Source organism: Shewanella sp. POL2 (genome assembly GCF_000282755.1).
Taxonomy (GTDB): Bacteria; Pseudomonadota; Gammaproteobacteria; order Enterobacterales; family Shewanellaceae; genus Shewanella; species Shewanella xiamenensis.
The window spans coordinates 1-24,329 of record NZ_AKZL01000048.1; the positions used below are offsets into that span (position 1 = coordinate 1).

Annotated in this window: 21 protein-coding genes and 1 pseudogene; 6 read left to right on the forward strand and 16 right to left on the reverse strand. The window is 43.7% G+C overall.

The features are described 5' to 3' along the window. Window positions 1-19 precede the first annotated feature (19 nt). From rsxG to nth, 3 genes are all read left to right on the forward strand, one after another. A complete protein-coding gene (gene rsxG, locus SHEWPOL2_RS13615) occupies window positions 20-658 on the forward strand; it encodes an electron transport complex subunit RsxG (protein WP_086024045.1) in 639 nt (212 codons plus the stop codon). Beyond that, window positions 651-1,349, forward strand: a complete 699-nt coding sequence (locus tag SHEWPOL2_RS13620) for an electron transport complex subunit E (RefSeq protein ID WP_037429072.1) — start codon at window positions 651-653, stop codon at window positions 1,347-1,349. Before rsxG ends, SHEWPOL2_RS13620 begins: the two co-directional genes overlap by 8 nt. A 66-nt stretch (window positions 1,350-1,415) precedes the next feature. Then, window positions 1,416-2,057 carry an endonuclease III gene (gene nth / locus SHEWPOL2_RS13625; protein WP_037429074.1) on the forward strand — a complete coding sequence of 214 codons (642 nt, stop codon included), beginning with the start codon at window positions 1,416-1,418 and terminating at the stop codon, window positions 2,055-2,057. A 144-nt stretch (window positions 2,058-2,201) separates the two neighbouring features. Here the strand turns inward: nth and SHEWPOL2_RS13630 are convergent, their stop codons facing one another. From SHEWPOL2_RS13630 to SHEWPOL2_RS13640, 3 genes are all read right to left on the reverse strand, one after another. Then, on the reverse strand, window positions 2,202-2,465 hold the full coding sequence (locus SHEWPOL2_RS13630; protein ID WP_037429076.1) for a hypothetical protein: 264 nt from the start codon (window positions 2,463-2,465) through the stop codon (window positions 2,202-2,204). A 97-nt stretch (window positions 2,466-2,562) separates the two neighbouring features. Then, entirely contained in the window at window positions 2,563-3,027 is a 465-nt protein-coding gene (locus SHEWPOL2_RS13635; RefSeq protein ID WP_037429078.1) for a hypothetical protein, read from the reverse strand. Further along, window positions 3,027-4,196, reverse strand: a complete 1,170-nt coding sequence (locus SHEWPOL2_RS13640; RefSeq protein WP_037429080.1) for a PepSY-associated TM helix domain-containing protein — start codon at window positions 4,194-4,196, stop codon at window positions 3,027-3,029. The genes SHEWPOL2_RS13635 and SHEWPOL2_RS13640 overlap by 1 nt, the downstream gene beginning before the upstream one ends. Window positions 4,197-4,672: 476 nt before the next feature. Between SHEWPOL2_RS13640 and SHEWPOL2_RS13645 the strand changes: the two genes are divergently transcribed. Next, window positions 4,673-5,599 (forward strand): hypothetical protein, encoded by a 927-nt coding sequence (locus tag SHEWPOL2_RS13645; RefSeq protein WP_037429082.1) that lies wholly within the window; start codon window positions 4,673-4,675, stop codon window positions 5,597-5,599. Between the two features lie 10 nt (window positions 5,600-5,609). On the opposite strand, the gene SHEWPOL2_RS13650 is transcribed toward SHEWPOL2_RS13645, so the two are convergent. From SHEWPOL2_RS13650 to SHEWPOL2_RS13670, 5 genes are all read right to left on the reverse strand, one after another. Then, on the reverse strand, window positions 5,610-6,392 hold the full coding sequence (locus SHEWPOL2_RS13650) for a CLCA_X family protein (protein ID WP_037418641.1): 783 nt from the start codon (window positions 6,390-6,392) through the stop codon (window positions 5,610-5,612). An 84-nt stretch (window positions 6,393-6,476) separates the two neighbouring features. Further along, window positions 6,477-8,411 (reverse strand): ATP-binding protein, encoded by a 1,935-nt coding sequence (locus SHEWPOL2_RS13655; protein ID WP_037429083.1) that lies wholly within the window; start codon window positions 8,409-8,411, stop codon window positions 6,477-6,479. Continuing rightward, a complete protein-coding gene (locus SHEWPOL2_RS13660; protein ID WP_037429085.1) occupies window positions 8,401-8,709 on the reverse strand; it encodes a hypothetical protein in 309 nt (102 codons plus the stop codon). The genes SHEWPOL2_RS13655 and SHEWPOL2_RS13660 overlap by 11 nt, the downstream gene beginning before the upstream one ends. Then, window positions 8,702-9,907: an EAL domain-containing response regulator gene (locus SHEWPOL2_RS13665; RefSeq protein WP_037429086.1), complete on the reverse strand. Its 1,206-nt coding sequence runs from the start codon at window positions 9,905-9,907 to the stop codon at window positions 8,702-8,704. Before SHEWPOL2_RS13665 ends, SHEWPOL2_RS13660 begins: the two co-directional genes overlap by 8 nt. Beyond that, complete coding sequence (locus SHEWPOL2_RS13670; RefSeq protein ID WP_037429087.1) at window positions 9,904-10,872, reverse strand: helix-turn-helix domain-containing protein; 969 nt, start codon at window positions 10,870-10,872, stop codon at window positions 9,904-9,906. The genes SHEWPOL2_RS13665 and SHEWPOL2_RS13670 overlap by 4 nt, the downstream gene beginning before the upstream one ends. 1,003 nt (window positions 10,873-11,875) lie before the next feature. On the opposite strand from SHEWPOL2_RS13670, the pseudogene SHEWPOL2_RS13675 reads away from it, so the two are divergent. Continuing rightward, window positions 11,876-13,469: pseudogene (locus SHEWPOL2_RS13675) on the forward strand (ABC-F family ATPase). Between the two features lie 144 nt (window positions 13,470-13,613). Here the strand turns inward: SHEWPOL2_RS13675 and SHEWPOL2_RS13680 are convergent. Continuing rightward, window positions 13,614-14,063 (reverse strand): SRPBCC family protein, encoded by a 450-nt coding sequence (locus SHEWPOL2_RS13680; protein ID WP_037429088.1) that lies wholly within the window; start codon window positions 14,061-14,063, stop codon window positions 13,614-13,616. A gap of 97 nt (window positions 14,064-14,160) precedes the next feature. After that, window positions 14,161-15,234 carry a nuclease-related domain-containing protein gene (locus SHEWPOL2_RS22270; RefSeq protein ID WP_146193315.1) on the reverse strand — a complete coding sequence of 358 codons (1,074 nt, stop codon included), beginning with the start codon at window positions 15,232-15,234 and terminating at the stop codon, window positions 14,161-14,163. Window positions 15,235-15,534: 300 nt separating this feature from the next. Between SHEWPOL2_RS22270 and SHEWPOL2_RS13690 the strand changes: the two genes are divergently transcribed. Then, window positions 15,535-17,166, forward strand: a complete 1,632-nt coding sequence (locus SHEWPOL2_RS13690) for a diguanylate cyclase (protein ID WP_037429090.1) — start codon at window positions 15,535-15,537, stop codon at window positions 17,164-17,166. Between the two features lie 30 nt (window positions 17,167-17,196). Here the strand turns inward: SHEWPOL2_RS13690 and SHEWPOL2_RS13695 are convergent, their stop codons facing one another. Genes SHEWPOL2_RS13695 through SHEWPOL2_RS13720 form a run of 6 tightly spaced genes read right to left on the reverse strand, consistent with a single transcriptional unit; the run spans window position 17,197 to window position 24,314 of the window. Further along, on the reverse strand, window positions 17,197-18,249 hold the full coding sequence (locus tag SHEWPOL2_RS13695) for a chemotaxis response regulator protein-glutamate methylesterase (RefSeq protein WP_037429092.1): 1,053 nt from the start codon (window positions 18,247-18,249) through the stop codon (window positions 17,197-17,199). A 3-nt stretch (window positions 18,250-18,252) separates the two neighbouring features. Next, window positions 18,253-18,873: a chemoreceptor glutamine deamidase CheD gene (gene cheD / locus SHEWPOL2_RS13700; protein WP_037418018.1), complete on the reverse strand. Its 621-nt coding sequence runs from the start codon at window positions 18,871-18,873 to the stop codon at window positions 18,253-18,255. Further along, window positions 18,854-19,705: a CheR family methyltransferase gene (locus tag SHEWPOL2_RS13705; protein WP_037429094.1), complete on the reverse strand. Its 852-nt coding sequence runs from the start codon at window positions 19,703-19,705 to the stop codon at window positions 18,854-18,856. Before SHEWPOL2_RS13705 ends, cheD begins: the two co-directional genes overlap by 20 nt. Further along, window positions 19,706-21,676, reverse strand: coding sequence for a methyl-accepting chemotaxis protein (locus SHEWPOL2_RS13710; protein ID WP_037429096.1), 1,971 nt, complete (start codon window positions 21,674-21,676; stop codon window positions 19,706-19,708). Window positions 21,677-21,681: 5 nt separating this feature from the next. Then, window positions 21,682-22,194 carry a chemotaxis protein CheW gene (locus SHEWPOL2_RS13715; protein WP_037418008.1) on the reverse strand — a complete coding sequence of 171 codons (513 nt, stop codon included), beginning with the start codon at window positions 22,192-22,194 and terminating at the stop codon, window positions 21,682-21,684. 14 nt (window positions 22,195-22,208) lie between these two features. Further along, a complete protein-coding gene (locus tag SHEWPOL2_RS13720) occupies window positions 22,209-24,314 on the reverse strand; it encodes a chemotaxis protein CheA (RefSeq protein WP_037429099.1) in 2,106 nt (701 codons plus the stop codon). Window positions 24,315-24,329: the final 15 nt, after the last annotated feature.

Genomic DNA, 24,329 nt, shown 5'->3' on the forward strand with positions numbered 1-24,329 from the left:
GGATTCTTGAGGAATAAAAGTGAATAATCCAATGATTAAAAATGGTCTGCTACTTGCTCTATTTGCCCTGCTCTGCACCGGCTTAGTGGCTGTGGTTAATCAACAGACCTTTGATGAAATAAAGCTGCAACAGCAGAAAGAACTAATGGGCATCTTACATCAACTGATCCCCGATGATCTCCATGACAATGAGCTGACAGCGCAGTGTACATTACTGCAAAATAAAGAGGCGCTCGGCACTGACGATGCCTTGCCTGCCTATATTGCCACCGCTGCGGGTAAGCCCGTCGCTATCGCTCTCGAAGCCATTGCCCCCGATGGTTACAACGGTAATATTAAACTGATCGTAGGTATCAACACTCAAGGTGAAGTGTTAGGCGTACGCACACTTTCCCACCAAGAAACTCCGGGCCTCGGGGATAAAATCGAGTTACGTAAATCCGACTGGGTCACTAAGTTTGTCGGAAAAGTGCTGACATCTGAAGATGATAAACAATGGCACGTACAAAAAGACGGTGGTGATTTCGACCAGTTCACCGGTGCGACTATCACCCCACGCGCCTATGTGAAAGCCGTAAAACGCGCAGTATGGTACTTTACTCAGCATCAAGCAGAGATTTTCAGCCAACCACTGAATTGTGAGGCCAAGCATGACTAATTATCGCGAAATTGCCTGGCAAGGACTGTGGAAAAATAACCCAGGGTTAGTGCAACTGCTGGGGCTTTGCCCACTGTTAGCCGTAACCGCCACCCTCACCAACGCCCTTGGCCTAGGTATCGCAACAATGCTGGTGCTGATTGGCTCAAACGTTTTGGTTTCGATAGTGCGCGACTATGTGCCCAAGGAAATCCGTATCCCCGTGTTTGTGATGATCATTGCGGCGCTGGTGACGGCGGTGCAACTGTTAGTCAATGCCTATGCCTATGGGTTGTATATGTCCTTAGGGATCTTCTTGCCACTGATTGTGACCAACTGCATTATCATTGGCCGCGCCGAAGCGTTTGCCTCCCGTAATAATGCCTTTAGCGCCGCCTTCGATGGACTGATGATGGGGCTTGGCTTTACCTTAGTCTTAGCGGTCCTTGGCGCAACGCGCGAAATTCTCGGCCAAGGCACCCTGTTTGATGGCGCAGACCAACTGCTCGGCCCATGGGCAAAAGCCTTAACGATGCAGGTATGGCAAGTCGATACCCCCTTCCTGCTGGCGATGTTACCGCCCGGCGCCTTTATTGTAATGGGCCTACTTATTGCCCTGAAAAACGTTATCGATAAAAAGCTTAAAGAGCGTCAACCCGAAGCAGCAGTGCAGCCAAGCGTAACACGGGCACGGATCACCAAAGTGAGTTAAGCCCTTATTGAGATAACAGCTTAAGTAGTGGGTTTAACGTTCAACCCACTACTGACAAGGATCACTATGAATCAACAAAAACGCATCCAAATCCTCACCCGCCTACGTGAAAACAATCCCAAACCCGAAACTGAGCTGAATTTCTCCAGTCCCTTTGAATTACTGGTGGCGGTGACCTTGTCGGCACAAGCAACTGATGTGAGCGTGAATAAGGCGACCGATAAACTGTTTCCGGTGGCCAATACCGCCCACAGCATTTATGCCTTAGGCGTGGAAGGATTAAAGGAATATATCAAGACGATTGGCCTGTATAACAACAAGGCTATCAATGTGATTAAAACCTGTGAGATCTTGATTGAAAAATACAATGGCGAAGTCCCAGAGGACAGAGAAGCGCTAGAGTCGCTTCCCGGTGTCGGCCGTAAAACCGCCAATGTGGTGTTAAACACCGCCTTTGGCTGGCCAACCATCGCCGTCGACACCCATATCTTTCGCCTCGCAAACCGCACTAAATTCGCCCCAGGTAAAAACGTGGTCGACGTCGAGGAGCGCATGTTAAAGGTTGTTCCCGCTGAATTTAAGGTCGATGTGCACCACTGGTTTATACTGCATGGCCGCTATACCTGTCTGGCACGCAAACCGCGCTGTGGCAGCTGTATTATTGAGGATCTTTGCGAATTTAAAGAAAAGGTCTACCCCGAAGAATAAGGGCGCCATATGGCTGTCGTTAAGCGCTTTAACTAACGGAATGAACAAGTAACAAGGGCTTTAGGCTAGAGAATATTTTGCTGAAAGCCCTTTTGTTATTAGCGCTGTTGTTAGCACCGCTCTTAGCACTTTGATGCAGATTAATCATTTTACTTGAGCGGCTTTTTGCTGCAATAGAGCTAGCAATTCTTCATATTTGGGTCCTTGACCAAACTGTGGCAATGCGACCGCAAAGACCACCAGCGCAAAGGCAATATAAATCGCGTAAGGATAGCTCCAAAATCCTGCCAGCAACGTAAGCGTACCTAAGATAAGCAAAATAATCACCCCCATCCGCGCCCGCTGCGCCATTTGCACTTTTTGTGTTGCGGCCGCGATTAACGCGAGTTCTGTTTCAGTAAATTCCATATCACATCCTATGCAGTAAAACCTACCCGATAAAAATAACCCTCAGGCACAGTTTGCACCTGAGGGCTAGTTTACTGCAAACAATTTGCTAGCAGTATTACTGAACTAACACCGCCTCGGGCACGGGCCATTGGCTAACCAACCATTCGCCCTGCCAATTTTGAATCGACACCCACAAGCTGTCCGTTGCCGCTAACTTAGCGCCCGTAATCGCATGCACATGCTGGCCATGTTTGCTGCCATGTAACACCCCATTTTCACCTTTTTGTAGGGCTTCTAATGGCAGTGCCACTGGGCCGATATTGGCATAAGCTTGACGAATATGGGCCACATCTCCCTGCTCAAAGATCAACATAAAATCTTTAACGTAATCATCGTGGTGTTTATAGGGCGACTTTAAATCTAACGGCATAGGCGCAATCTTAAACTCCCCCAGTTGCTGACTCGGCCAAGCAGGTGGAAAACTCGGGCTAAGCGACTGATAGAGGAACACTAAGGGTAAAATCAAAATCAAGCCACTGAGCTTGTATTTATGCTTTAACCAAAATACCGATGATGCCATTAGCGAGCCTCCCCTATCATATCTGCAGCTAAGTCTTTAGTTTCGGCCTGTTTAAAGGCACGAACATGGCGCAATCCCCACATCATAAAACCAGTGATCGACATCCCAGAAAGTACCAGCCCAAAGCAGAACCAAATCAATTTAGTCCAAATGCCACCTAAGGTGCCGTAATGCAGCGGATCGGCAATATGCATTAAGGTTTGCATGCCTGTCATGGTTTCTGGCGAGGTAGCACTGGCAATTTCGCCAGTCCATGGGTTAATGCTGAGATTATAGGAATATTGATCGTAAAAAATATGATCGCCACTGCCGCTTAAATGGTACATATCCCGTTGATGTTCAGGCAGCATCACATAGCTTGGTTGAAAATCGGGGAAACGCTGCTTGGCTAAACTTAAGGCCTCAGTAAAAGAGACATTGGCGCTTGGCACTTTTAGATCGCCAGCTTCTACTAGCGGCACTTGCTCGGCAGCAATCAATGGTGCATGGGGCTCGATATCAATATCCGCATGCCAGAAGATAGCTTGGACTAAATACCAAAGCCCGGTGAGGCTCATTATCGCGATAAACCAAATCGACCAAACACCCGATAACTTATGCAGATCCGACAACAAGGTCTTCTTTCCTTGCGTTAGACGTAATTTAGGCGCAAAAAAGCTGCGCCAAAAGCGTTTGTAAACAATGAGCCCTGTCACTAATGAGGCAAGCATCAAGAGCGCCATAGAGCACACTAGGTAATACCCCAAGCTATAACCGCCCTGCCACGGAAACAACAGCCAACCATGTAATGAACGCATAAAGCCGATAAAAGTGATGCCTTCGTTGATCTGCTGGATCTCACCCGTATATTGATTCACATAGGCGATAGCATAAGGCTTATCGGCATCGGTAAAAGTAATGGCATTGACTATATAAGGCTCAAAGGTCATCGCTCCCATGACTTGCGCATTCGGATAGGCCTTTTCCACCACCAGCATTAATTCATCAACGGGTTTAGCGGGTAGCTCATTCGGATTGGTCGCACGGGCTGCAGGGTTAGTCAGCCAAGTCAGTTCATGACTAAGTACTGCAACCGTGCCCGTTAAGCAGATGAAACTGAATAAAATCCAGATGGGCAATGATACCCAGCCGTGTAACATAAACCAGAAGCGATTACTTATTTTCGCCATGGGGAGTTGTTCCTACCTCTTTTAAAATCCTGTTAGTGTAAAGTTAATACGAATTATTATCAATACGGTATATGGGTAATCTACTATATTTACAAGATCAGTCACACATTTAAGGACGACCAGCCTCTGGATATTCAACTCAAGCAGCGCTCAGGATGGATGAAGCGAGATAGGTTTAAATGAAAATGTTTATAGCATGCTGCTGATTACCACCGATTCAAATCGACATATATTCCTTAGCCTGTCGAAGGCGCGTCTAGATGAAACTCTGGATCAATTGGTATAGGTTTCTTGCTGAGATACCTGTGTTTATGATGATTAGTGAGTAAGTAATACTGATAAACAAAACAGTGTAACGTACTGTTATTATAAAATTTTATTAATTATTTTACCGATAGCTTGTAGGCAATAATTCTTTAGTCAGCACAGAAGATCCAGTACACTAGCCCTCTTTGCTTTAGAGAGTCCTTGCGAGTATGCCCTATTCACACCCCTTAGCCGATGCGCCTCAGCCACATACGCATATGCACCGTCAATTGGCTAAGCCGCAACCTAGGATTTCCCTCAAAGCACTTGCCGAGCAACTCAAGCTTGAGCAAGCCACCATCATTGGCAATGCGTCAGGGGAATGGCAACCTGCCGCGAAAGGTCTCACCTTTATTTTTAATGGTACGCAATGTCCGCAGCATTTCACGCCCCATGGTCATGTGGTTACGATTGCCAATGGTGGCTTTGCCGAATCGCAATATGCTTTTGAAGTACAAGGTCATCACCAAGGTGTGCAACTGGCGAAAGCATTAACCCAAGTCGCCACCGATCTCACTGCAACTCTCGGTTGCTGGCCATCATCGGGCTTAACGGCGATCGTTCTTATGATGACCTTGGCACAACAACTACAAGTTCAGCGCATGTCGCTACTGCCCAGCTTACGGCGCAGTGTTGAACTGCCCGAGACGGTCCATCTCCCCTGCATGGTTCATAACTGGTTAGGGGAAAGAAGGATCGCTAAAGCCCTACTCTGTGAGCGCTTAGACTGGACTGAATTTACGCTGAAACCTTGGGAGCAAACAACTGAGGCAACACACCAAATAAACTTTATCAGTGAAAGTGAAGATCCCTTTATCAAACTGGATTTATTGAGACAATATCGCCTCATTGAGTGTGTAAATGAGGATACCAAGCAAGGAGTACGGCAGCATTTAGCCGAGTTAGCACATACGCCAAGCGCTATTTGGTTGCAGTGTGCGGATAAAGCTAAACTCATCGCATGTGAGTCGCTGTTTTTTAATCATCAGCCCGAAACACAGCTCAGCCCTTGGTATTTAATGGATTACCGCGCCTCACAATGGCTCGATGCCATTCGCCACCAACTTGCCTACTGCCAGCAGCAACTCGCCGATTAACACTGATCGCTTATCCAACTTTCCCTAACGCTATGCCTAATGGCTCAAAGTAGGCTATCAAGGCATTAAAGATACGTTGTCTATGTGATTCATCGGGATAAGCTCCTTCCTTTGCCAGCGCAGAGTAACGTGTGCCAGACACCAAATACGGATTTTGGATCCCTTGATAGGATTCGATACACGCTTCAAAGGCCCGAGCCATCATTTCGGTGGGTTTAGCAAAATACTGCGCACCATAACGCTTATCTAATGCTATTGCACGGCGTACATAATCGCTCGGCGCTAGATTGTCCTCAGAGAGTAATGTCACTCGAAAAATTTCGGCTAAACGTTGATTTAACGGATGATCAATGAGCGGCAGATCAGCAAGCCAGAGATCACTGGCGCACTTAAAACGTCCCGTGGTTCGCGAAAACGCCTTCGGCGCCACATAATGGTCAAACGCATGCCAAAACTCATGGGCCAAGGCGCCAGCGCCGGCATTTTTTGCCAATGCCAGCTCTCTAGCCGCGGGAGCATAATGGGCCTGCACCCCCTTTTGCCCGCCATGACCAAAGGCAAGACTTAAGGTTTGCCTTAGCCCTAAGGTTAAGGGCGGTAAATGCAGGATAAAGGCAAGGTCTGCCAGCGAATCAAACACTAAATTAGCGGCAATTAAGGATTCTTCCCGCGTAACCCAACGCCCTACGCGCACATGACTAAAGCCAAAGGTTTGTTTCACGTCGAGAAAAGTCATTTGCTCCCCAAAGCGATAATCGGGGCCATGACGGTGGTATTGCTGATGGATTAGCACAATCCGTTAGAATCGTCGGTTAAGTATGTATAAAGGCCATTCTATGTGAAAGCCGAATGCATTTATAGTGTTCCAGTAACCATCCTATACTGGCGTAATTGCCGCTAATTTGCTCAAAAACACTTCTAAACTAAAGGGCTTTTGGATAAAGACCACATCGGGGAATCGCCTAAGTGCTGGGATCTCATCACTATCATTGGCTGAGAGCAGAAAATACTGGCATCCCCAAGTACTATCATCCATCTCAATGATAAGCTGGCGCATTTGTTGGATTAACACTAATCCGTCAGTCTCCTTTAACCGATAATCGACAATCACCAATGGTGGCCGCAGCGTTTTAAATAGCCTTAACGCCGATTCAGCCTGATCTGTACAGTGGATTTGGGCAAAATGGGACTCGAGCGCTCCACGGCAAATCTCAAGATTAAACAGATTATCGTCCACTAATAGTAATGGTTGCTGGGTATAACGGTGTATTGGCTCCTGCTTCTGGTGATAAAACTGACACGGAAAGTGCATTAATACCGTGGTTCCTCGTCCTTGCTGACTGCGTATCCGTAATTTACCGCCAATCTGCTCCAATAATCGCTTACAGGTATAAAGCCCAAGCCCTACTCCCGAAATACCATAGGAGCTAGACAGTGATTGATAAATAAAGGGACTATCTAAAGCCCGCTTTGCCTGCAGAGGCATACCTTCACCAAAATCACGGATCAACACCCTCAACATAGGTGAAGCTGAAGCTTGATTAAATGAAGGATGTAAATCCATATAACAGTGTACCTGCTCACCAGTACTGTATTTAAAAGCATTATTAATAATATTGGTGACAAGTTGGAATAGCTTAGTGCCATCAAGCTTAAGCAAGTCAGGTAACGTATCACTCACCGACACCGTGAGGGTTTTACCCGAAGTAGTATTGAAAGCTTGATAGTATTCCTGAATGCGACCAACATATTCTCTGAGGTTAATCGCATGCTGATCTAATGTGAGTTTTCCAACTTCAGCCTTACTGTAATTTAATGTGTTTTCAGCAACCGAATAAAGCAAATTTGCTGACCAGATCATTTTATCGACAATATGGCTTAGCTCCTGTTTTGATGTGCCCTGCTGCGCTCGCTCGGATGGTATTGAAAGAGCTTTCTTGAGCATCCGGCTATAACCAAGCAACGCATTTATTGGCGTACGGATCTCATGATTAATACTGGCCATTACCGCTAATTTCGAACGATTTTCACATTCGATGCGTTCAATAAGCTGTTGATGTTTCGCTTTAAAAAACCATAGTAGCGAAAATGCTAGCCCAAGAAGCGCAATCGATAGGATTATAACGAAAAGCTCAATCACTTCCGCTCGAGGTACCTGATAATAAACCTGTAAATTGAAACGGGTCTGATATTCGTTCAATGTAATAAACTGACGATCTGAATAGGCAAATAAGCGCCAAATCCCCGTTGCAGCAGGGATATCACAGTAAGCGCTTCGTAAAATTGAATGCTCGAACTGATACGTAATGCATACATCTTGCTCTTGATCGATACGCGTCAAAATCCTTTTTTGGGAAATGGCATAAATCAAATAAGGCATCTGAGGTTCATCAATCTTAACGGTCAAAAGGGTATAATTGATTAGCCTGGCGTGTAAACTCCCGTTGTCCATCATACTTAATGTTAATGGTTTAAGTTCTGGTAAGATGGATGGATCAGAAATATACGCCAGTTCGAGTTCAGGGGTTAATGTGAAGGCAACGGCAGATTTGATCTTCAACAAATCCTTAGCAAATACTTCAAATTCTTTTGTGGTCACCGCAGCGGAAGCATTAAAAAACGATCGCAATGCGTCTAACATAATACGGTGTTGTAAAAACATATCTTGGGATGATGAAAATACAGCCTGAGCTTTTTTTTGGTAAACCGCTTTAAATTCATTAATTGAATGGGCAAGCGTTAAGCAAATAATAATCAGCGTAATAAATAACCCGGTAAGCAAGTACATGCTTGAAGTATATTTACTCCCCATGATCTTGCTCCTTTACGGCATTTAACAAAAATTGGATCTGGGTGTTAAAAGCCGATACCGAAGCCAAATTTGAAACACACAACGTCTCATCCAAGGCGAGATAACTCGTCATCCCCAAAAACTCATGCCTAAGGTCAGAAAAACATTCTTCAGCGTTGAGTGACATAAGTTGCAGACTCATGCGTTCAAGCTCTATGAGTAAAGCTCGCCTTAACACTTGTTGCTGCGGCTGTTGATATTGCGCCAAAAAAACAGACAGCGCTTGCTTCACTTGGTGTTCAAGCCCATGATTATTCATGTATTAAACACTCACTTTGATAATGGCCTATCCAGTTAATAAGGTAACGACCTTCAATGGGTGGACTATACAAATATCCCTGTGCCACATCACAACCTAAGGCTGTCAAAATAGCGGCAATAGCGGCAGTTTCTACGCCTTCGGCAACCACTTTTACGTGCATCTTTTGCGCTAGGGCAATGGTCGACTCAACAATTAAATAATGTTGATGATTGATATCCATATCGGAGACAAAACTTTTATCAATTTTTATTTCTTTAAAAGGAATAGCATCAAGACGATCATAGGTCGAATAGCTTTTACCAAAATCATCCAGTGAAATATCAATATTATTAATAATGAGCCGGGCAATCGAATTAAGAACTCGATCTTGATTAATGATTTCCTGTGATTCAGTTAACTCTAAAATTAAGTGAATCCCCGTATGAGCACGACTAGACTCGATAATGTATTCAATTAACTCCTCACAGGTGAGATCATCTGCCGTAATATTGATTGATAATGAAAATGGGGTGAGTAGAGGCTGGCGTAGCCAACACTGCAACGCCTGAGAAATCACCATCCGCGAAAAAATACTGTTTAATCCCTGTTGATTGATTAAAGGCAAAAATACATCGGGATAAATATAACCATGGTGGCGATCACATAAACGAGACAACACCTCAAAACCAGTAATTTCTTGGGTTTTTAAATTAATCTTTGGCTGGTAACAGAGGATCAACTGTTCATCCTTAAGTAACTGTTGAACGTTGATATTTGCATGTCGGTGACCTCGATGACGATGCGTAGTTGACTCAGGCACATCTTCGGTGTCGGTCGTAAGCAATGGCATTAATATATCACTGGCATTGACAGGCTTTGCAAACACACCCAATAGGTTTAACCTGAGTGTATGAATAATACAGTCTACCAATTCAAGAGTTCGTTTATCGGAAGAACTGATCACGGCAATCGGAATCGACATCCACAGAGGCTCTGTCGCTAACATATTGATGACAGCAATACCATCGCCCTGATCCATCTTCAAATCGATAATGATGAGATCGAGTGATACATTTAACCCCATAATTAAATTAATCCCTTGATTGCCATTACTGGCTTCATAAATATTAATTTCATTTTCGGCTAAACATTTATTGATATCCGCTTTGAGCGTTTCTCGGATAAATTTTTGATCATCAATAATGAGTATATTCATATATTGGTCTCTAGCTGCATAAAGAAAATAGGATCGATTGTCTGAGACTTAGCCGAAGGAATAACCGATAATTTCAGCAAATTTCGATTAGCCATTACTTCGGTTCTACTGGCGAAAAAGGAATAATTCTTTATAGTTCTATGATTGTTTTCTAAGGTTCTAATTTTAAAAATAGGTAACTTGAATTGGGAAAGCTTCCTTTTTAAGGATTCATCACAGATGCTGAAACTTAAGTACTTTATCGAACGACATAAAGCCATTTCATTCAGGTAGACAGACATCATATAGTTTTCAATATGAGGTGTGACACCAAAAGAAGAAAACACCATTAAGGTATCAGGGCTAGACTCACTGTTATGGCTAATGACCTCAAACAAATCCACTTCATCATTCATAAACTCGAGCGCAACCTTAGCGTGCGTACGGCAAAATAAACAATGCCCAACAATCTGCTCACCAAAACTAAATGCAACAACGAGCGATAATCCCAAAAAAAAGGGTTGCGATAATTGACAATTATTCAAACAAAGCCGGGGGTTACTCTCATACACTAGGCTCAACTGTAGTAAGGTCAAAAAGTTATCATGATGGTTATCAATAAATTCGACACGATAAGGTTTATTACGATAATAAGGATGTTCGCTACGTTCGACACTCGAATCAAATAAATTAATCGAGGCGAGTCCTTCACTAACAAAACTTTTATCCTGCCGATAAATATCAAATAATTCTGAACCAAAAATTTCTACAATTTCTGCCTGTTTTGCTAGTGATGGGATATTGACTCCTCGCTCCCAACGGCTAATCGTAATCGCATCTAAAGCATCAAATAAACAACTTTTTTCCCTGAGTAAACAACATAAATCCTCCTGTGAAAGTTGATTTTCAGTGCGTGTGTGTTTTAAGAAATTGGAGAATGTCTGTGCACTTGTTTTGCTTTGATAGGAGATAGGTGTACAAATCATAGCGTGTTCCATCAGTCTTTTTTATTTTCTCAAGCAGCTCCATATATGTCTCAAGGTCAACATCATCTATTGGTTCTGGATACCTTAGGGTATAGATAATCCAGATACGTTGCTGTTCTTCCACAAAATAGAGACCAGTGATTTTCTCTTCTTGCATCACTTATACCTTTATAGATTTAGCCATATAACCATATTTTTGCTACGGTAATAGCAGTATAAGTGTCATCTTTTAAATAAGACCATGGCACTATTACAGTGTGTCATGGGAAAAAGTGTCTAGTGATCCATGCGGTAATATCTATTCGAACAAGCTATATTACTGACGATACAAATAGATACAGAAATCAAACATAGAATTGCAATGTTTTATTACCATTCAGTTAAATATCGGCCTCAAAGAAAATAAAGGCGCAATCGCTAACACCAGTATTTCGATAAGCAGACAACGGCGGCAACTCATGCCAACTAACGAGACTAATTATCGAATTAAGGGGACATAACAGTGAGGAAGGCATTGAAACCCTAAGCAGTTTTTATTCTGAAATTTGCATAAATAAAGACTAATCTCGGGAATTTAGCTAAATTATATGCGCATTAATGAATATTAATTCAAAATAACCTGTGCGATTGGTGAGCAAAACCCCGCGTTAGGGGGTAAACGAGGCGAACCCATAGTGGAAATAAGCAGTAATTAACCACTCCAAGGTTTAGATGGGTAGTGCTAATCACAGGCACCACTCAAGGATTAAGGCGCTTCCGTAGATGCTCTTCCCGCGCGGAGCCAAGAGACACAGCGTGCTTATTAAACGGGCTTCAACGGCAAAGTTTATTATCTTTAAGGATTTGTTTGTAACTCGCATATTGTGCGTGAAATCGCTATACTGCGCGGCCAAATTATCTTGGCCAAGACTTTGCTGACATAAGCATGATTGTTGCAACGGCGTTTGTCAGCAACGCAGCCGGTTTAAGCCTTTTATTAAGACGTAACTCCTAGGACATCCCCTTGATCTCTACCGCAAATATCACCATGCAATTCGGCCCTGAGCCATTATTTGAAAATATCTCGGCAAAATTTGGCAACGGCAACCGTTATGGTTTGATTGGCGCTAACGGCTGCGGCAAATCGACTTTTATGAAGATCTTAAGTGGCGCCCTCGCCCCGACATCAGGCAACGTGTCCATCACCCCAGGCCTAAAAGTCGGCACCCTAAGCCAAGATCAATTCGCCTTTGAGCAATACACGGTTATCGATGCGGTGATCATGGGTGATACCCAACTGTGGAAAATCAAACAAGAGCGTGACGCCATTTACGCCAAGCCAGATATGAGCGAAGAAGATGGCATGCGCGTGGGCGACTTGGAGAGTGAGTTTGCCGAGATGGACGGTTACAGCGCCGAGAGCCGCGCGGGCGAAATCCTCATTGAAGCCGGTATCGAAGAGTCTTTCCACTACGGTCCTATGTCTCAGGTTGCGCCTGGTTGGAAACTGCGGGTGTTATTAGCCCAAGCGCTGTTTGCTAACCCTGATATCTTGCTACTCGACGAACCGACCAACAACTTAGATATTCATACCATTAGTTGGCTTGAAACTGAGCTGAATAAACGCAAATGTACCATGATCATCATCTCCCACGATCGACACTTTTTTAAATGCTGTGTGTACCCATATGGCGGATATCGATTACGGCGAACTGCGTATTTATCCCGGCAACTATGACTACTTTTTAGCGCAATCGGCATTGTTGCGTGAACAACTCTTAGCTGGCAACGCCAAAAAGAGCGCCGAGATTGAAGAATTACAGGACTTTGTTAACCGCTTTGGTGCCAACGCTTCTAAGGCAAAACAAGCCAGCTCGCGCGCCAAACGCATGGACAAAATTAAACTGGATGAAGTGAAATCCTCCAGCCGAATTACCCCATCGATTCGTTTCGCTGCTGGCAAGAAAATGCATCGTCAAGCCTTAGTGCTGGAAAATCTTGGCCATGGTTTTGATGGCGAAAACTTATTCGAAGGCGGTGATTTAATTCTCGAAGCTGGCGCAAAACTGGCAATTATTGGCGAGAACGGTGTGGGTAAAACCACCCTATTACGCTGTTTAGTCAATGAATTAATCCATAATGAAGGCACGATTAAGTGGTCCGAAAATGCCGCTATCGGCTATTGCCCACAGGATAGTACCAGCGATTTCGATAATGACTTGACTATTATTGAATGGATGGACCAATGGCGCCAACCCAAACATAACGATTTGATGGTACGCGCCATGTTAGGTCGTTTGCTGTTTACCGAAGATGATGCCAATAAAAAGGCTAAAAACTGCTCCGGCGGAGAGAAAAACCGTTTAATTTTCGGTAAGTTAATGATGCAAGATATCAACGTCATCATTATGGACGAACCGACTAACCATATGGATATGGAAGCAATTGAAGCGCTCAATAATGCCCTCAAAGATTTTGAAGGCACGCTGATTTTTGTCAGTCATGACCGCGAATTTGTTTCTTCGTTAGCGACTCGCATTATTGATATTCGTGATAGAAAATTGGTTAACTTTCAAGGGACGTTTGATGAGTATCTGGCAAACCTTGCCAGTGCGTAGCCCTGCGGGTACTAGGTAATAAGCCTTTTTAAAAGGCTTTATCCATTGCCAATAAAATTACCCAATAAAAAAGACGCTTCACTCTACTCGAGATAAGCGTCTTTTTTATATCACCCTTTTTATATCACCCAGTGACTGACGACCTCATTCCGTCTTAGCTTCCACCAAAGCCGCAAGTTGCAGTAGTGATTCTTGCCAGCCTAAGTAACACATCTCCTCAGGAATAATCGCAGGAATGCCCTCCTGTACTATCTGCAAGCGGGTACCACAGGCTACCTCGGCAAGTTCAATTGTCACCTGCATCACCCCGGGTAGATTAGTATCATCAAATTGGTCACTATGGCGGATAAGTTTATTAGGGATTAGCTCGGTATAAGTCACCTTAAAAGAATGACTGTACCCGGTCGCAAATTGGGTAAAACTCATGGAATACCCTGCACCGACAGCCAACTCAAACTCATGAATTGTCCCGACAAAGCCATAAGGTGGTAACCAACGTTCTAACGCCGCTTTATCGGTAAATGCTTTGTAGACTAACGCCGCTGGTGCACGCAACACCCGATGTAATCTCACTGTACCTGTGTTATCCGACATATCCCTATCCTTCCAATTGTTTATGGGTTAATGGTGTTCTTAAAGATAGCGCAATAATCCATTCATTATCACCTTAGCGAGAATACTAACTCTAATATCAACTTGAGATGGTTGGTTCAACACGACGATGCTTAAACTGATTTAAGTGCAATGACTTAGCATCAGAGTTCGACTGCTGCTTGGCGATATCGAGCCGTTCTGCAGCGCGAGAAAATTCTAGATGTGTGTTTTGAGAAGTTTCACTCGTTTGTACTTTATATTGAGCGATAAAACTCAAAAGTCCCGACTCATTTACCACATTTTTAGGCAATGGGGTTTTAAAGCTCACCTCATCACTAAAAACGACTACAGAATGGAGCCCCTCGACTAACCCTAAGCAATGGGCAACCGCTAAACAATGTTTATAATTTTGATGGAGCGGATTTTTAAAGCGAGTTTGTTTAGTAAAAATTTTCTGCGTCCACTGCGCTTGCTTCTCTCCCCCAAATATCCAGCCAGAGTAATTTTTAACTTCAAGAACAAAAACACCAAAATGAGTCAATAAGACTAAATCAACCTCTGTCAAAGAGGGCGTGCCTTCACTCAACTCATCCATGGGTAAAATTAGATTACGATAAAGTCGGTAGTCCTCATCTTTTAGTCCTTGCTTGAGTAAGTTAGCGACTCGCTTTTCACCCTGTTGGCCTAACCTTTCGGCTCGGTATCGTCTTAGCAATGGACGAAATAGCCATATGGCTACAGTCAACACAATCATAAAGACTGGGATACTCACAAGAATAGATAGCGCCTCGAGTATTGAGGAAATAGGTGAGATCGCGCTTGGAGTGGGCGTATGTTTAGGTGTTATCTCGGTAGGGATCACATTGGATTTCTGCTCCGGCGTATCATGGCGAGCAGTGAATTGCGTTTTAGGCTGGTTAGTTAGGGATTTTATGCCATTGGCTACGGGTTGCTGACAACGCTCATCGAATCTTGCTTTGAGCTCCTGATAACGCGGCGTGGTTGGATGCCAATCTTGCATCTCACTTTGGATAAGGATACAGATGGCTTCAGAATCTTGTTTCTCTAATGCTTTTAGCGAGAATGGATAAATACCAACGACACTGGCCGTAACGGCCAACAATATACAAAACTTGGCGTTGTGCCTGATATTCTTTACGCATCCCTTCACGTTGAAATCACTCCTGTTACCATTGCTAACGCTTATAAATTAATTGATCTTACTTATTATTTTCTAATTGCATAGGTTATTTCCACTAAGCGCTATCAAAGTATCACTTCAGCTAAAAATAGGTAGCTTTAAGGTTTAAATGTTATTAACACTGTATTTTTGCCGCATTTTTTCTCCCTTGGTTTACACTCATTAGGTACCCAACAAAACACAACTAAATACTAAATCTCTAAGGGGTATTGCATACGCAGCAGCGGTGCACCAGTTTATTCTGTAAATCCTTATCATGGTGATGGTTTTATGAGTCTTGAAGAATCCTTAGAACAACTCAAACGTCAGTACTTACATGCTTTGCCTGATAAAAAGAAACAAATCATTACGTTATGGATCTCACTACGGAAAAACTGGCAAGGACATATGCTGTCAGCCGTTTATCGCGAAGTGCATAATTTAAAAGGTTCCTGTGAAACCTTTGGCTTAATCGAGACCAAAGATCTAGTCGATAAGCTTGAGCTTCAATTGAAACATCTTCTCGACACCCCAGCACCAACGCTAAATGTGATCAAAGGCCTAGATACGCTTTTTCACCAGTTACTGCAAAATAATCAGCATTGTCAGCCTGCGGCACCCGTGGTTGAGGCGCAAATGCAACAAAGCCCCTATAAACCCTCAAAGTCTCGCCATGAATACTGTATTGCCATCATCGAAGATGACAGTAATGTGGGCTTAATGATCACAAAACAACTACACGAGTTTGGTTTTAATGTGCAACATTTCTTAAATTTTACCGACTTTCTCAAGGTGCAATACTCAAGTCCATTCGATTTAATTTTATTAGATCTTATCTTGCCCGATTATACCGAAGAGGCACTATTCGAAGCCGCCACCGAATTTGAGAAAAATAATACTCGGGTATTTGTATTATCTTCTCGTGGCGATTTTGATATGCGTTTATTAGCGATTCGTGCCAATGTCAGCGAGTATTTTGTTAAACCGGCCGAAACAACATTGTTGGTTCGTAAAATTCATCAATGGCTCAAAATGTCCGATAAGCCTCCCCTCAAAGTGCTGTTAGTGGATGATCAGCAATCGATGGTGGATTATTTTTCGAGCTTGTTACGTAGCCATGGGTTAATGGTTAGAGGCATGACCAAACCCGAGCACGTCATGCCAACCCTGGAGCAATTTGAACCGGATTTATTTATCTTTGATCTCTATATGCCGGAGGTAAATGGCTTAGAACTGGCAAGAATGATCCGTCAGCTCGATAAATATACTTCAAGCCCTATTTTAGTGTTGAGCTCAGATGACACCATGCAAAATAAAGTCAGCATTATTCAGGCGGGATCCGATGATCTTATCTCTAAACAAACGGCCCCCAGCCTCTTTGTTACCCAAGTGATTTCCCGCGCGCAACGTGGCCATGATATACGCAGTTCTGCCAGCCGTGACAGTTTAACGGGCTTATTGAATCATACTCAAATCCTTGTTGCGGCTCGTCATAGTTTCAGCTTAGCCAAACGAGCAAACTCTTGCGTATGTATCGCGATGCTGGATCTAGATCACTTTAAGCAAGTGAATGATACTTATGGCCATTCAGGTGGTGATAAGGTTCTATTAGCTTTTTCGCACCTGTTACAACAGTCCCTACGCCCTGCGGATTTTATGGGGCGTTATGGCGGTGAGGAGTTTATGCTAGTCATACCTGACATGCCCGCACCGCTGGCGATTGCCAAAATTAATGCCATTCGCGAAAGCTTTAGCCATATTGTGTTTGTTGAAGAAGGCGCCGAATTTAAAGTCACATTGAGTGGTGGTTTGGCATTTTCAACCGAATGTCATCAGTTTCAAGAGTGTTTATTATTAGCGGATAAAAACTTGTATGAAGCCAAACGAAGCGGACGAAATTGTATTATCAATACCTTAGTTTAATGTATTGCCTAGGGTAAAAATCAGTATGACCTAGTCTCGTTTTAATGATGCCAAATACTGGAGCAGTTTATCCCCTAATTGAGGCAATTCTACTATATGATGAATCGCACCGCGTTTGATCGCCTCTTTAGGCATACCAAATACCACACAACTCTGCTCTCCTTGTGCAAAGGTTTTGCCACCTTGCTTATCTATCGCTTCCATCCCATCGGCCCCATCTTTACCCATACCAGTTAGGATCACAGCTGTCGCATTCGCGCCTGCATATTGAGCCACTGAATGGAATAACACGTCCACCGATGGTCTATGCCCACTAACTTTGTCACCTTGGCTAAGCTTTGCTTTAAAACTCCCACCAACTTTGATGATTTCTAAGTGCTGATCCCCTGGTGCAATGTAGGCATAACAAGGTAATAACCGCTCCCCTTCCTCAGCTTGCTTTACATTAAGGCGAGTGAGTTTGTTTAGTCGTTCTGCAAAGGTACGGGTAAATCCAGCAGGCATATGTTGCGTAATCACAATTGGCGGCATAACCGCAGGAAATTGTTGTAAAAGATGCAAAATAGCCTCAGTCCCGCCAGTGGAAGCTCCAATAGCCACTAACTGGGTATTAACAGTACGTTGATTTAAGGCTGGTTTTAAACTGGGTTTCACCGTTATGGTCGGCGCAGGCAGGCTTTGCAACTTTGCCTTTGCCGCAGATTTAATTTTTTCGAGGATTAAATCCTGATATTCATTAAATCCCTGAGGTGAATCCAGCTTAGGCTTAGGAATAAAATCCACAGCTCCCAGAGCTAGTGCATTGAATGTCGCATCTGCGCCCTCTTCGGTTAAGGCAGAAATCATCACGACAGCTGTTGGTCTTGCCTTCATTAATCGATCTAAAAAAGTGAGTCCATCAACCTTTGGCATTTCAATATCTAAGGTAATCACATCTGGCCGAAATTGATTCACCATATCCTTGGCCATATAGGCATCGACTGCCATGCCAACGAGACACAACTCAGGATCGGACTCGACCATCCTGCCCAACAGACTGCGGATTAAGGCTGAATCGTCTACCACTAATACCTTTATTGCCATCTGCTATTCACCAAAGAGTTCCACATCCCCACCACTCGGAAGATTTTTAATCCGTAAGCGGTATTCACTTTCCCTATCCATAATAGTGCTATTATGCATCGTCTTGATTTTTCTAACTTTAACTAATCCTGTTTCCGGGAAGAAGTACACTTTACGCGGGTAAATATCGAGTAAGTCCGCAGCGATGACGGGTATTTGCTCTATCTGCAAGTAATCCAACACAAATTCAGCATTACGCTCACCAATATTGTGTAATGTTAATCCTGATAGCATGTTGCCACCACCAAACACCTTCGCTTCAATGAACTGCCGTCTTGCACCTAATTTCAATAAATCATTGATCAGCAACTCCATCGCATAGACACCATAACGCGCTGATTCAGCTAAAATACCATTTCCATGATTATCACAACTGGGCAATAAAAAGTGATTCATGCCACCAATTTTCCGTTCGAGGTCATATAAGCAAACGGCAATACACGACCCTAATACAGTCACAATTAAGTTACCCTCCCGAGTGGCATAATATTCACCCGGCATAATTTTCACGGCTTCACAATCAAACAAGTGATCAAAATACCGATTTGGCCCTAGGGCAGGATATTCAATATTCGGTCTTAGCACTCGTTTTTCCCTTTAAGGCCTGATAAGTAGTTTGTCCTACAGGGGTGAGGATTTGTGGAAACATATTGAAATTTTCAGAATGTCCCGCGATATATAACCCCTCTTCCGTTAGTGACAGCACCATATGTTTTAAAATGGCTTCTTGAGTTGCTTTATCGAAATAAATCATTACATTTCGGCAAAAAATAATATCTACGGGGGTTTTAATCGACCAAAAAGAATCGACTAAGTTGATTCGAGTAAACTGCAACATTTGCTTTAATTCCGGGATCACACGGACTTGACCGAGTTTCGCCCCTTTACCCCGCTGAAAAAATAACGTTTTACGCTCATCGCTCACCGTCTCAATACGCTCTATCGGATAAATCCCCGTCTGCGCTTTTTTTAAGACGGCACTGTCAATATCTGACGCTATTATCTCAATCGGTGTATTAAATCGACCAAAATGCTCAGCGACAACCATAGCTATTGAATAAGGTTCTTCACCCGTGCTACTTGCAGCACACCAGATCCGTTTTGTGTGTGGATGAGTCTGTAAATAGCGTTTTAACACCTCAAAATGATGCGGCTCACGAAAGAACGCGGTTTGATTAGTCGTGAGTGCATTAATAAATTCCTGGTGTTCGCATTCATTCGCTTGTAAATACTCTAAATAAGCCGTAAATCCCGATAATTTGAGTGCCCTAATTCGCCTCACTAATCGGCTATACACCATAGCGTCTTTACTGTCGGCTAATTTTATACCAGCGAACTGATACAGCAGGGTCTTCACCGCCTTGAAGTGAGCCAATGTAAACACATATTCCTTACCTAGCGGTCTGAGATCACTCAATCAAAAGTCTTCCCATTCATCTTGATCGACTTTATTTAACCTAGGCTTAGGCGTCATTGCTTTAGGTTTCGTGGACACTCGTGCTAATGAGGGGGTTTTAGTCGCTATTTTTTTAAGCTCAGAGGTGCGGCCAATTGCGCTTGTTTCCTCATCGACTTTGAAATTTGCCACACTATCAGCAAGTTGCTGCGCCTGAGATTGCATACTTTCAGCTGCCGCAGCGGCTTCTTCGACTAACGCCGCATTTTGCTGCGTCATTTCATCCATTTGCACAACGGCTTTGCCTATTTCATCGATACCAATCGCTTGCTCATTAGAGGCGGAGGCTATTTCCGCCATAATGTCGTTCACTCGTTTGATTGCAATGACAATTTCCTTCATGGTATCGCCGGATTTTCCGACGAGGCTATTGCCGCTCTCAATTTTACTGACCGAGTCAGAGATTAATGCCTTAATGTCTTTCGCTGCATTTGCAGAACGTTGAGCCAAGCTTCGCACTTCTGAGGCCACGACCGCAAACCCCCGCCCCTGCTCACCGGCTCTGGCTGCCTCGACCGCAGCATTGAGCGCCAATATATTGGTTTGAAAGGCAATACCATCGATCACACCAATAATATCGGCAATTTTGCGCGCGGATTCGTTGATTGACGCCATGGTTTGCACGACTTGCTGGATAAGCTCTCCCCCATCTTCAGCCACATCGGCAGCTTTTGAAGCTAACGCATTGGCTTGGCTGGCATTATCAGCATTTAATTTTACAGTTCCCGTTAACTCTTCCATGCTGGCGGAAGTTTCTTCGAGACTCGAGGCTTGCTCCTCTGTTCGACTGGACAGATCGGCATTGCCTTGAGCGATTTCAGTAGATGCGGTATTGATGGTATCAGCTGCTTTTTGAATATCTCTTATCATGTAAGAGAGCTTTTCAGCGGTTTGGTTTGAATAGTTTTTTAAATCATTAAAGGTGCCTTCATACTCGTTATAAATCCTCGTGGTCAAATCCCCTTCAGCCATGGCCATTAGCACACGAGCAACATCTTGTAATCCTCTATCAGAGGTTTCAATCAAAGCATTGAGGCTATTCGCTAACATTAAGAAAAAACCCTGCTTACTTTGACTATCAACACGTTGGGTAAAGTCTCCCGCAGCGGCTGCCCCAACGATCCGAGCAATTTCTTGTTCAACTAGTACTTCTTCAGTACGGTCGAGCCACTCAACAACTGTGCCTAACCGTTCACCTGACTTTGCAATAATAGGGCTTGCCGTTAGACGGAAATGACAACTCGCCACTTTGATCTGCGACTCATATTTACGATCGAGCTTGTCAAGCAGACTCGCTTGATGCGCCGGATTACGGTGGAAGATATCCATAGAACTACCGATGATCTTATCCACGGCGAAATGGGGTAAAACCTGGCGAATTTCACTTTCAGAGCGGCGTAACATGGCTTCAACTGAACGGTTCATATAAATAATGGTTCGATTGGCATCGGCGATCATCACATTGGTGCTTGTGTTATTGAGCGCTTCTAATATGCGTTGGGTTGCCCGTTCAGCTTCAATACTTTCAGTGCGGTCAATCCACTCAACACCAGTCCCTAAATGCTTATTATCACGGGAAATAATAGGTGTCAGTATCAATTTAAAGGTACGCTTACCAATGCTGATTTGTGCCGTATGTGGTTGTGTTAATCTTTCTAGCATATTGCGCTGATGAGCGGGATTAACATGGAAGATATCGATATTACTGCCAACGATCTTGGCAACGGAAAACTGGGGTAACTGTTTACGGATATCAGCCTCAGCCTCTGACAGCATATTCAGTACAGCTTTATTGGCGTAAATGATATTGCGCTCACTATCGGCAATCATGAAATTATTACCACTGTTATCGAGCAATTGGAAATAACGTTGGCGCTCTTCATCTCGACGTTGGCGCTCTTCGGTATTACCGAAAATATCTAAGATACCCATAGTGTTTACTCCTGCTCAGAAAGACTGTTTGTATCCATTAGCCCCAACTCATCACTGCTGATAAGAGCTTGAATGTTGACCAAAATAATCATTTTTTCTTCAACGGTTGCGAGACCTTTGAGATAGCGACTATCAAAGGCAGCGCCAAATTGCGGGGCGGGTAAAATGGCTTCACTCGCCAGTTTAATGACATCTGAAACAGCATCGACCACGATGCCGACAATTCGGTCACAAACATTGAGCATAATCACTATCGTGAACTCATCATAAGTAGCTGTTCCGACATTAAATTTCATTCGTAAATCGACAATCGGTACGATATCACCACGCAGGTTAAGCACTCCTTTAATAAAACTGGGCGCATTGGCAATTTTTGTGACAGGCTCGTAACCTCTTATTTCTTTTACCGACATAATGTCCAATGCATAGTGTTCTTCACCCAGCACAAAACTTAAAAACTCTACTTCATCATGGGCACTAAATTCCGGTTTAGGGCCGAGCAATGTGCGACTTTCCATTAGCATGTCCTCAGTTAATGCTTAATATGCTGGGCCAGTGATTCCACATCGAGAATTAAAGCGACACTACCATCTCCCATAATGGTGGCTCCAGACACGCCTGGGATCCGACGATAATGTTTTTCAAGACTTTTAATCACAACCTGCTGCTGACCAACCAATGCATCAACAAACAATCCAAAACGTTTATTGTTGCTTTCAAGGAGCACCACAATGCCCTCTTCGGGACGCTTGGCAAACGGATCGATTTCCATCAATTGATGCAGGTTTAATAGGGGTAAATATTCTTCCCTGACTCGGATTAAACGCTCGTGAGCGAAGGACGTTAGCTGCTCATTATGGGGTTGTATTGATTCGATAATATGGACAAGCGGTAAAATATAGATTTGATTACCCACACTCACACTCATCCCATCAACAATGGCTAAGGTCAGTGGCAATTGAATTTCAAAGGTAGCCCCATGACCCGCCACGGAATCGATATCGATTCGTCCGCCTAGTGCTTCAATATTTCGACGAACAACATCCATCCCGACACCACGGCCAGAAACATCAGTAATTTCCTTGGCTGTCGAAAATCCGGCGGTAAAAATCAGTTGCCAAATCAGTTTATCCGGCATGTTATCCGCAACTGGCATATTATTTTCTCGGGCTTTTTGTAAGATCCTCTCGCGATGTAAACCAGCACCATCATCATGTACTGCAATGACAATACTGCCCCCCCGCTGACTTGCTTTAAGCGATAATTGGGCCGTTTCAGCTTTACCCAACGCACGCCTGACTTCTGGTTTTTCAATACCATGGTCTAAACTATTGCGTACTAGATGTGTGAGCGGATCGACCAGCTTTTCAATCATGCCCTTGTCGATTTCCGTGTTGCCACCTTCGATCACAAGATTGACATTTTTGCCGAGTTGTTCTGATAAATCTCTGACTAATCGATGAAACCGGTTGAATACAAAGGAAACTGGCAACATTCGGACCGACATCACAGCCTCTTGCATCTCCCGCGTATTTCGCTCAAGTTCGACCAATGCCGTCTTAAGCCTTTCACCCAATTCACCCGACAGCTCATTACCAATGAGGGTCAACATTGACTGGGTAATAACCAATTCACCCGCAAGATTGACTAGGGTATCGATTTTGGAGGTTTCGACTCTCAATGTGGCATCTTGAGTGGTCGTGTTGACTTTTTTAGTCGCAACAGTTGTTTGTGGTGATGTGACGGCAGAAGCCACATGCTGATTTGATGCATTTGAAGTAACCAAATCTGTGGGTTCTGTTTTTTCGGTTTGCGTGACTTTGCCTGTATAACGAGGCACTTTAGCACCGGAATGATGACTAATAGGCTCTACAATTGGCTCGATGATGGGATGTGCTGGATTAGTTTTAATCTGCACTAAAGCATCAATTTCACTGTCAATGCTTTCAGCTGTTAAGGACTCAAAGAAACCAAAACCTAAGTCATCGTCAGGCGCTGTACTAAGTTGCTGACTATTTGTGACCGTTTTGCTTAAATCATCAATACTAATTTCTTTCGCAATATACGCTTCATCAAAAAAACCAAAATCTTGATTTTCAATGGCTAAGGTTAATTTGACATCATCTTCAAAAAAACCAAAGCCGAGATCATTCTCGTCACAGGCCTTGGGTAAAACCGTTGCTGTGTGTGGCACTGCTGTTTGAATTGGCGAAGTGAACGTTTCGTTAGAATGGGTAATCGAAAAAGGCTCACCATTTAATGCTGCAATTAATTGATTTTTAGCAAATTCAACCTGTTGCCAATCAATTGGTGAATCTTCACGATACAAGCTAAGAATGTGGGATAGCGTGTCAACCGTCTTCAAAAGTAAATCAATAACCCCGGAAGATAACTCAAATGTACCCTTTCTCACTTTATCGAGTAGGTTTTCCATTACGTGAGTGACACTGGTGAGCGCCGTAAAGCCAAAAATACCACTGCCTCCCTTAATAGAGTGCGCCGCTCGAAAAATAGTATTTAACTCCTCGGGATCTGGCGACTGAAGATCGAGGGCAATAAGCAGTTGCTCCATGCTTTCAAGATGCTCATGGCTTTCTTCAAAAAAGACTTGATGAAACTCAGCCATATTAATGGACATATTGCCCCCAATACC

Coding starts and splice junctions, on each gene's coding strand:
- SHEWPOL2_RS13620 (WP_037429072.1), top strand. CDS start 651: ATGACTAATTATCGCGAAATTGCCTGGCAAGGACTGTGGAAAAATAAC.
- nth (WP_037429074.1), top strand. CDS start 1,416: ATGAATCAACAAAAACGCATCCAAATCCTCACCCGCCTACGTGAAAAC.
- SHEWPOL2_RS13630 (WP_037429076.1), bottom strand. CDS start 2,465: ATGGAATTTACTGAAACAGAACTCGCGTTAATCGCGGCCGCAACACAA.
- SHEWPOL2_RS13635 (WP_037429078.1), bottom strand. CDS start 3,027: ATGGCATCATCGGTATTTTGGTTAAAGCATAAATACAAGCTCAGTGGC.
- SHEWPOL2_RS13640 (WP_037429080.1), bottom strand. CDS start 4,196: ATGGCGAAAATAAGTAATCGCTTCTGGTTTATGTTACACGGCTGGGTA.
- SHEWPOL2_RS13645 (WP_037429082.1), top strand. CDS start 4,673: ATGCCCTATTCACACCCCTTAGCCGATGCGCCTCAGCCACATACGCAT.
- SHEWPOL2_RS13655 (WP_037429083.1), bottom strand. CDS start 8,411: ATGGGGAGTAAATATACTTCAAGCATGTACTTGCTTACCGGGTTATTT.
- SHEWPOL2_RS13660 (WP_037429085.1), bottom strand. CDS start 8,709: ATGAATAATCATGGGCTTGAACACCAAGTGAAGCAAGCGCTGTCTGTT.
- SHEWPOL2_RS13665 (WP_037429086.1), bottom strand. CDS start 9,907: ATGAATATACTCATTATTGATGATCAAAAATTTATCCGAGAAACGCTC.
- SHEWPOL2_RS13670 (WP_037429087.1), bottom strand. CDS start 10,872: ATGATTTGTACACCTATCTCCTATCAAAGCAAAACAAGTGCACAGACA.
- SHEWPOL2_RS13680 (WP_037429088.1), bottom strand. CDS start 14,063: ATGTCGGATAACACAGGTACAGTGAGATTACATCGGGTGTTGCGTGCA.
- SHEWPOL2_RS13690 (WP_037429090.1), top strand. CDS start 15,535: ATGAGTCTTGAAGAATCCTTAGAACAACTCAAACGTCAGTACTTACAT.
- SHEWPOL2_RS13695 (WP_037429092.1), bottom strand. CDS start 18,249: ATGGCAATAAAGGTATTAGTGGTAGACGATTCAGCCTTAATCCGCAGT.
- SHEWPOL2_RS13710 (WP_037429096.1), bottom strand. CDS start 21,676: ATGGGTATCTTAGATATTTTCGGTAATACCGAAGAGCGCCAACGTCGA.
- SHEWPOL2_RS13715 (WP_037418008.1), bottom strand. CDS start 22,194: ATGGAAAGTCGCACATTGCTCGGCCCTAAACCGGAATTTAGTGCCCAT.
- SHEWPOL2_RS13720 (WP_037429099.1), bottom strand. CDS start 24,314: ATGTCCATTAATATGGCTGAGTTTCATCAAGTCTTTTTTGAAGAAAGC.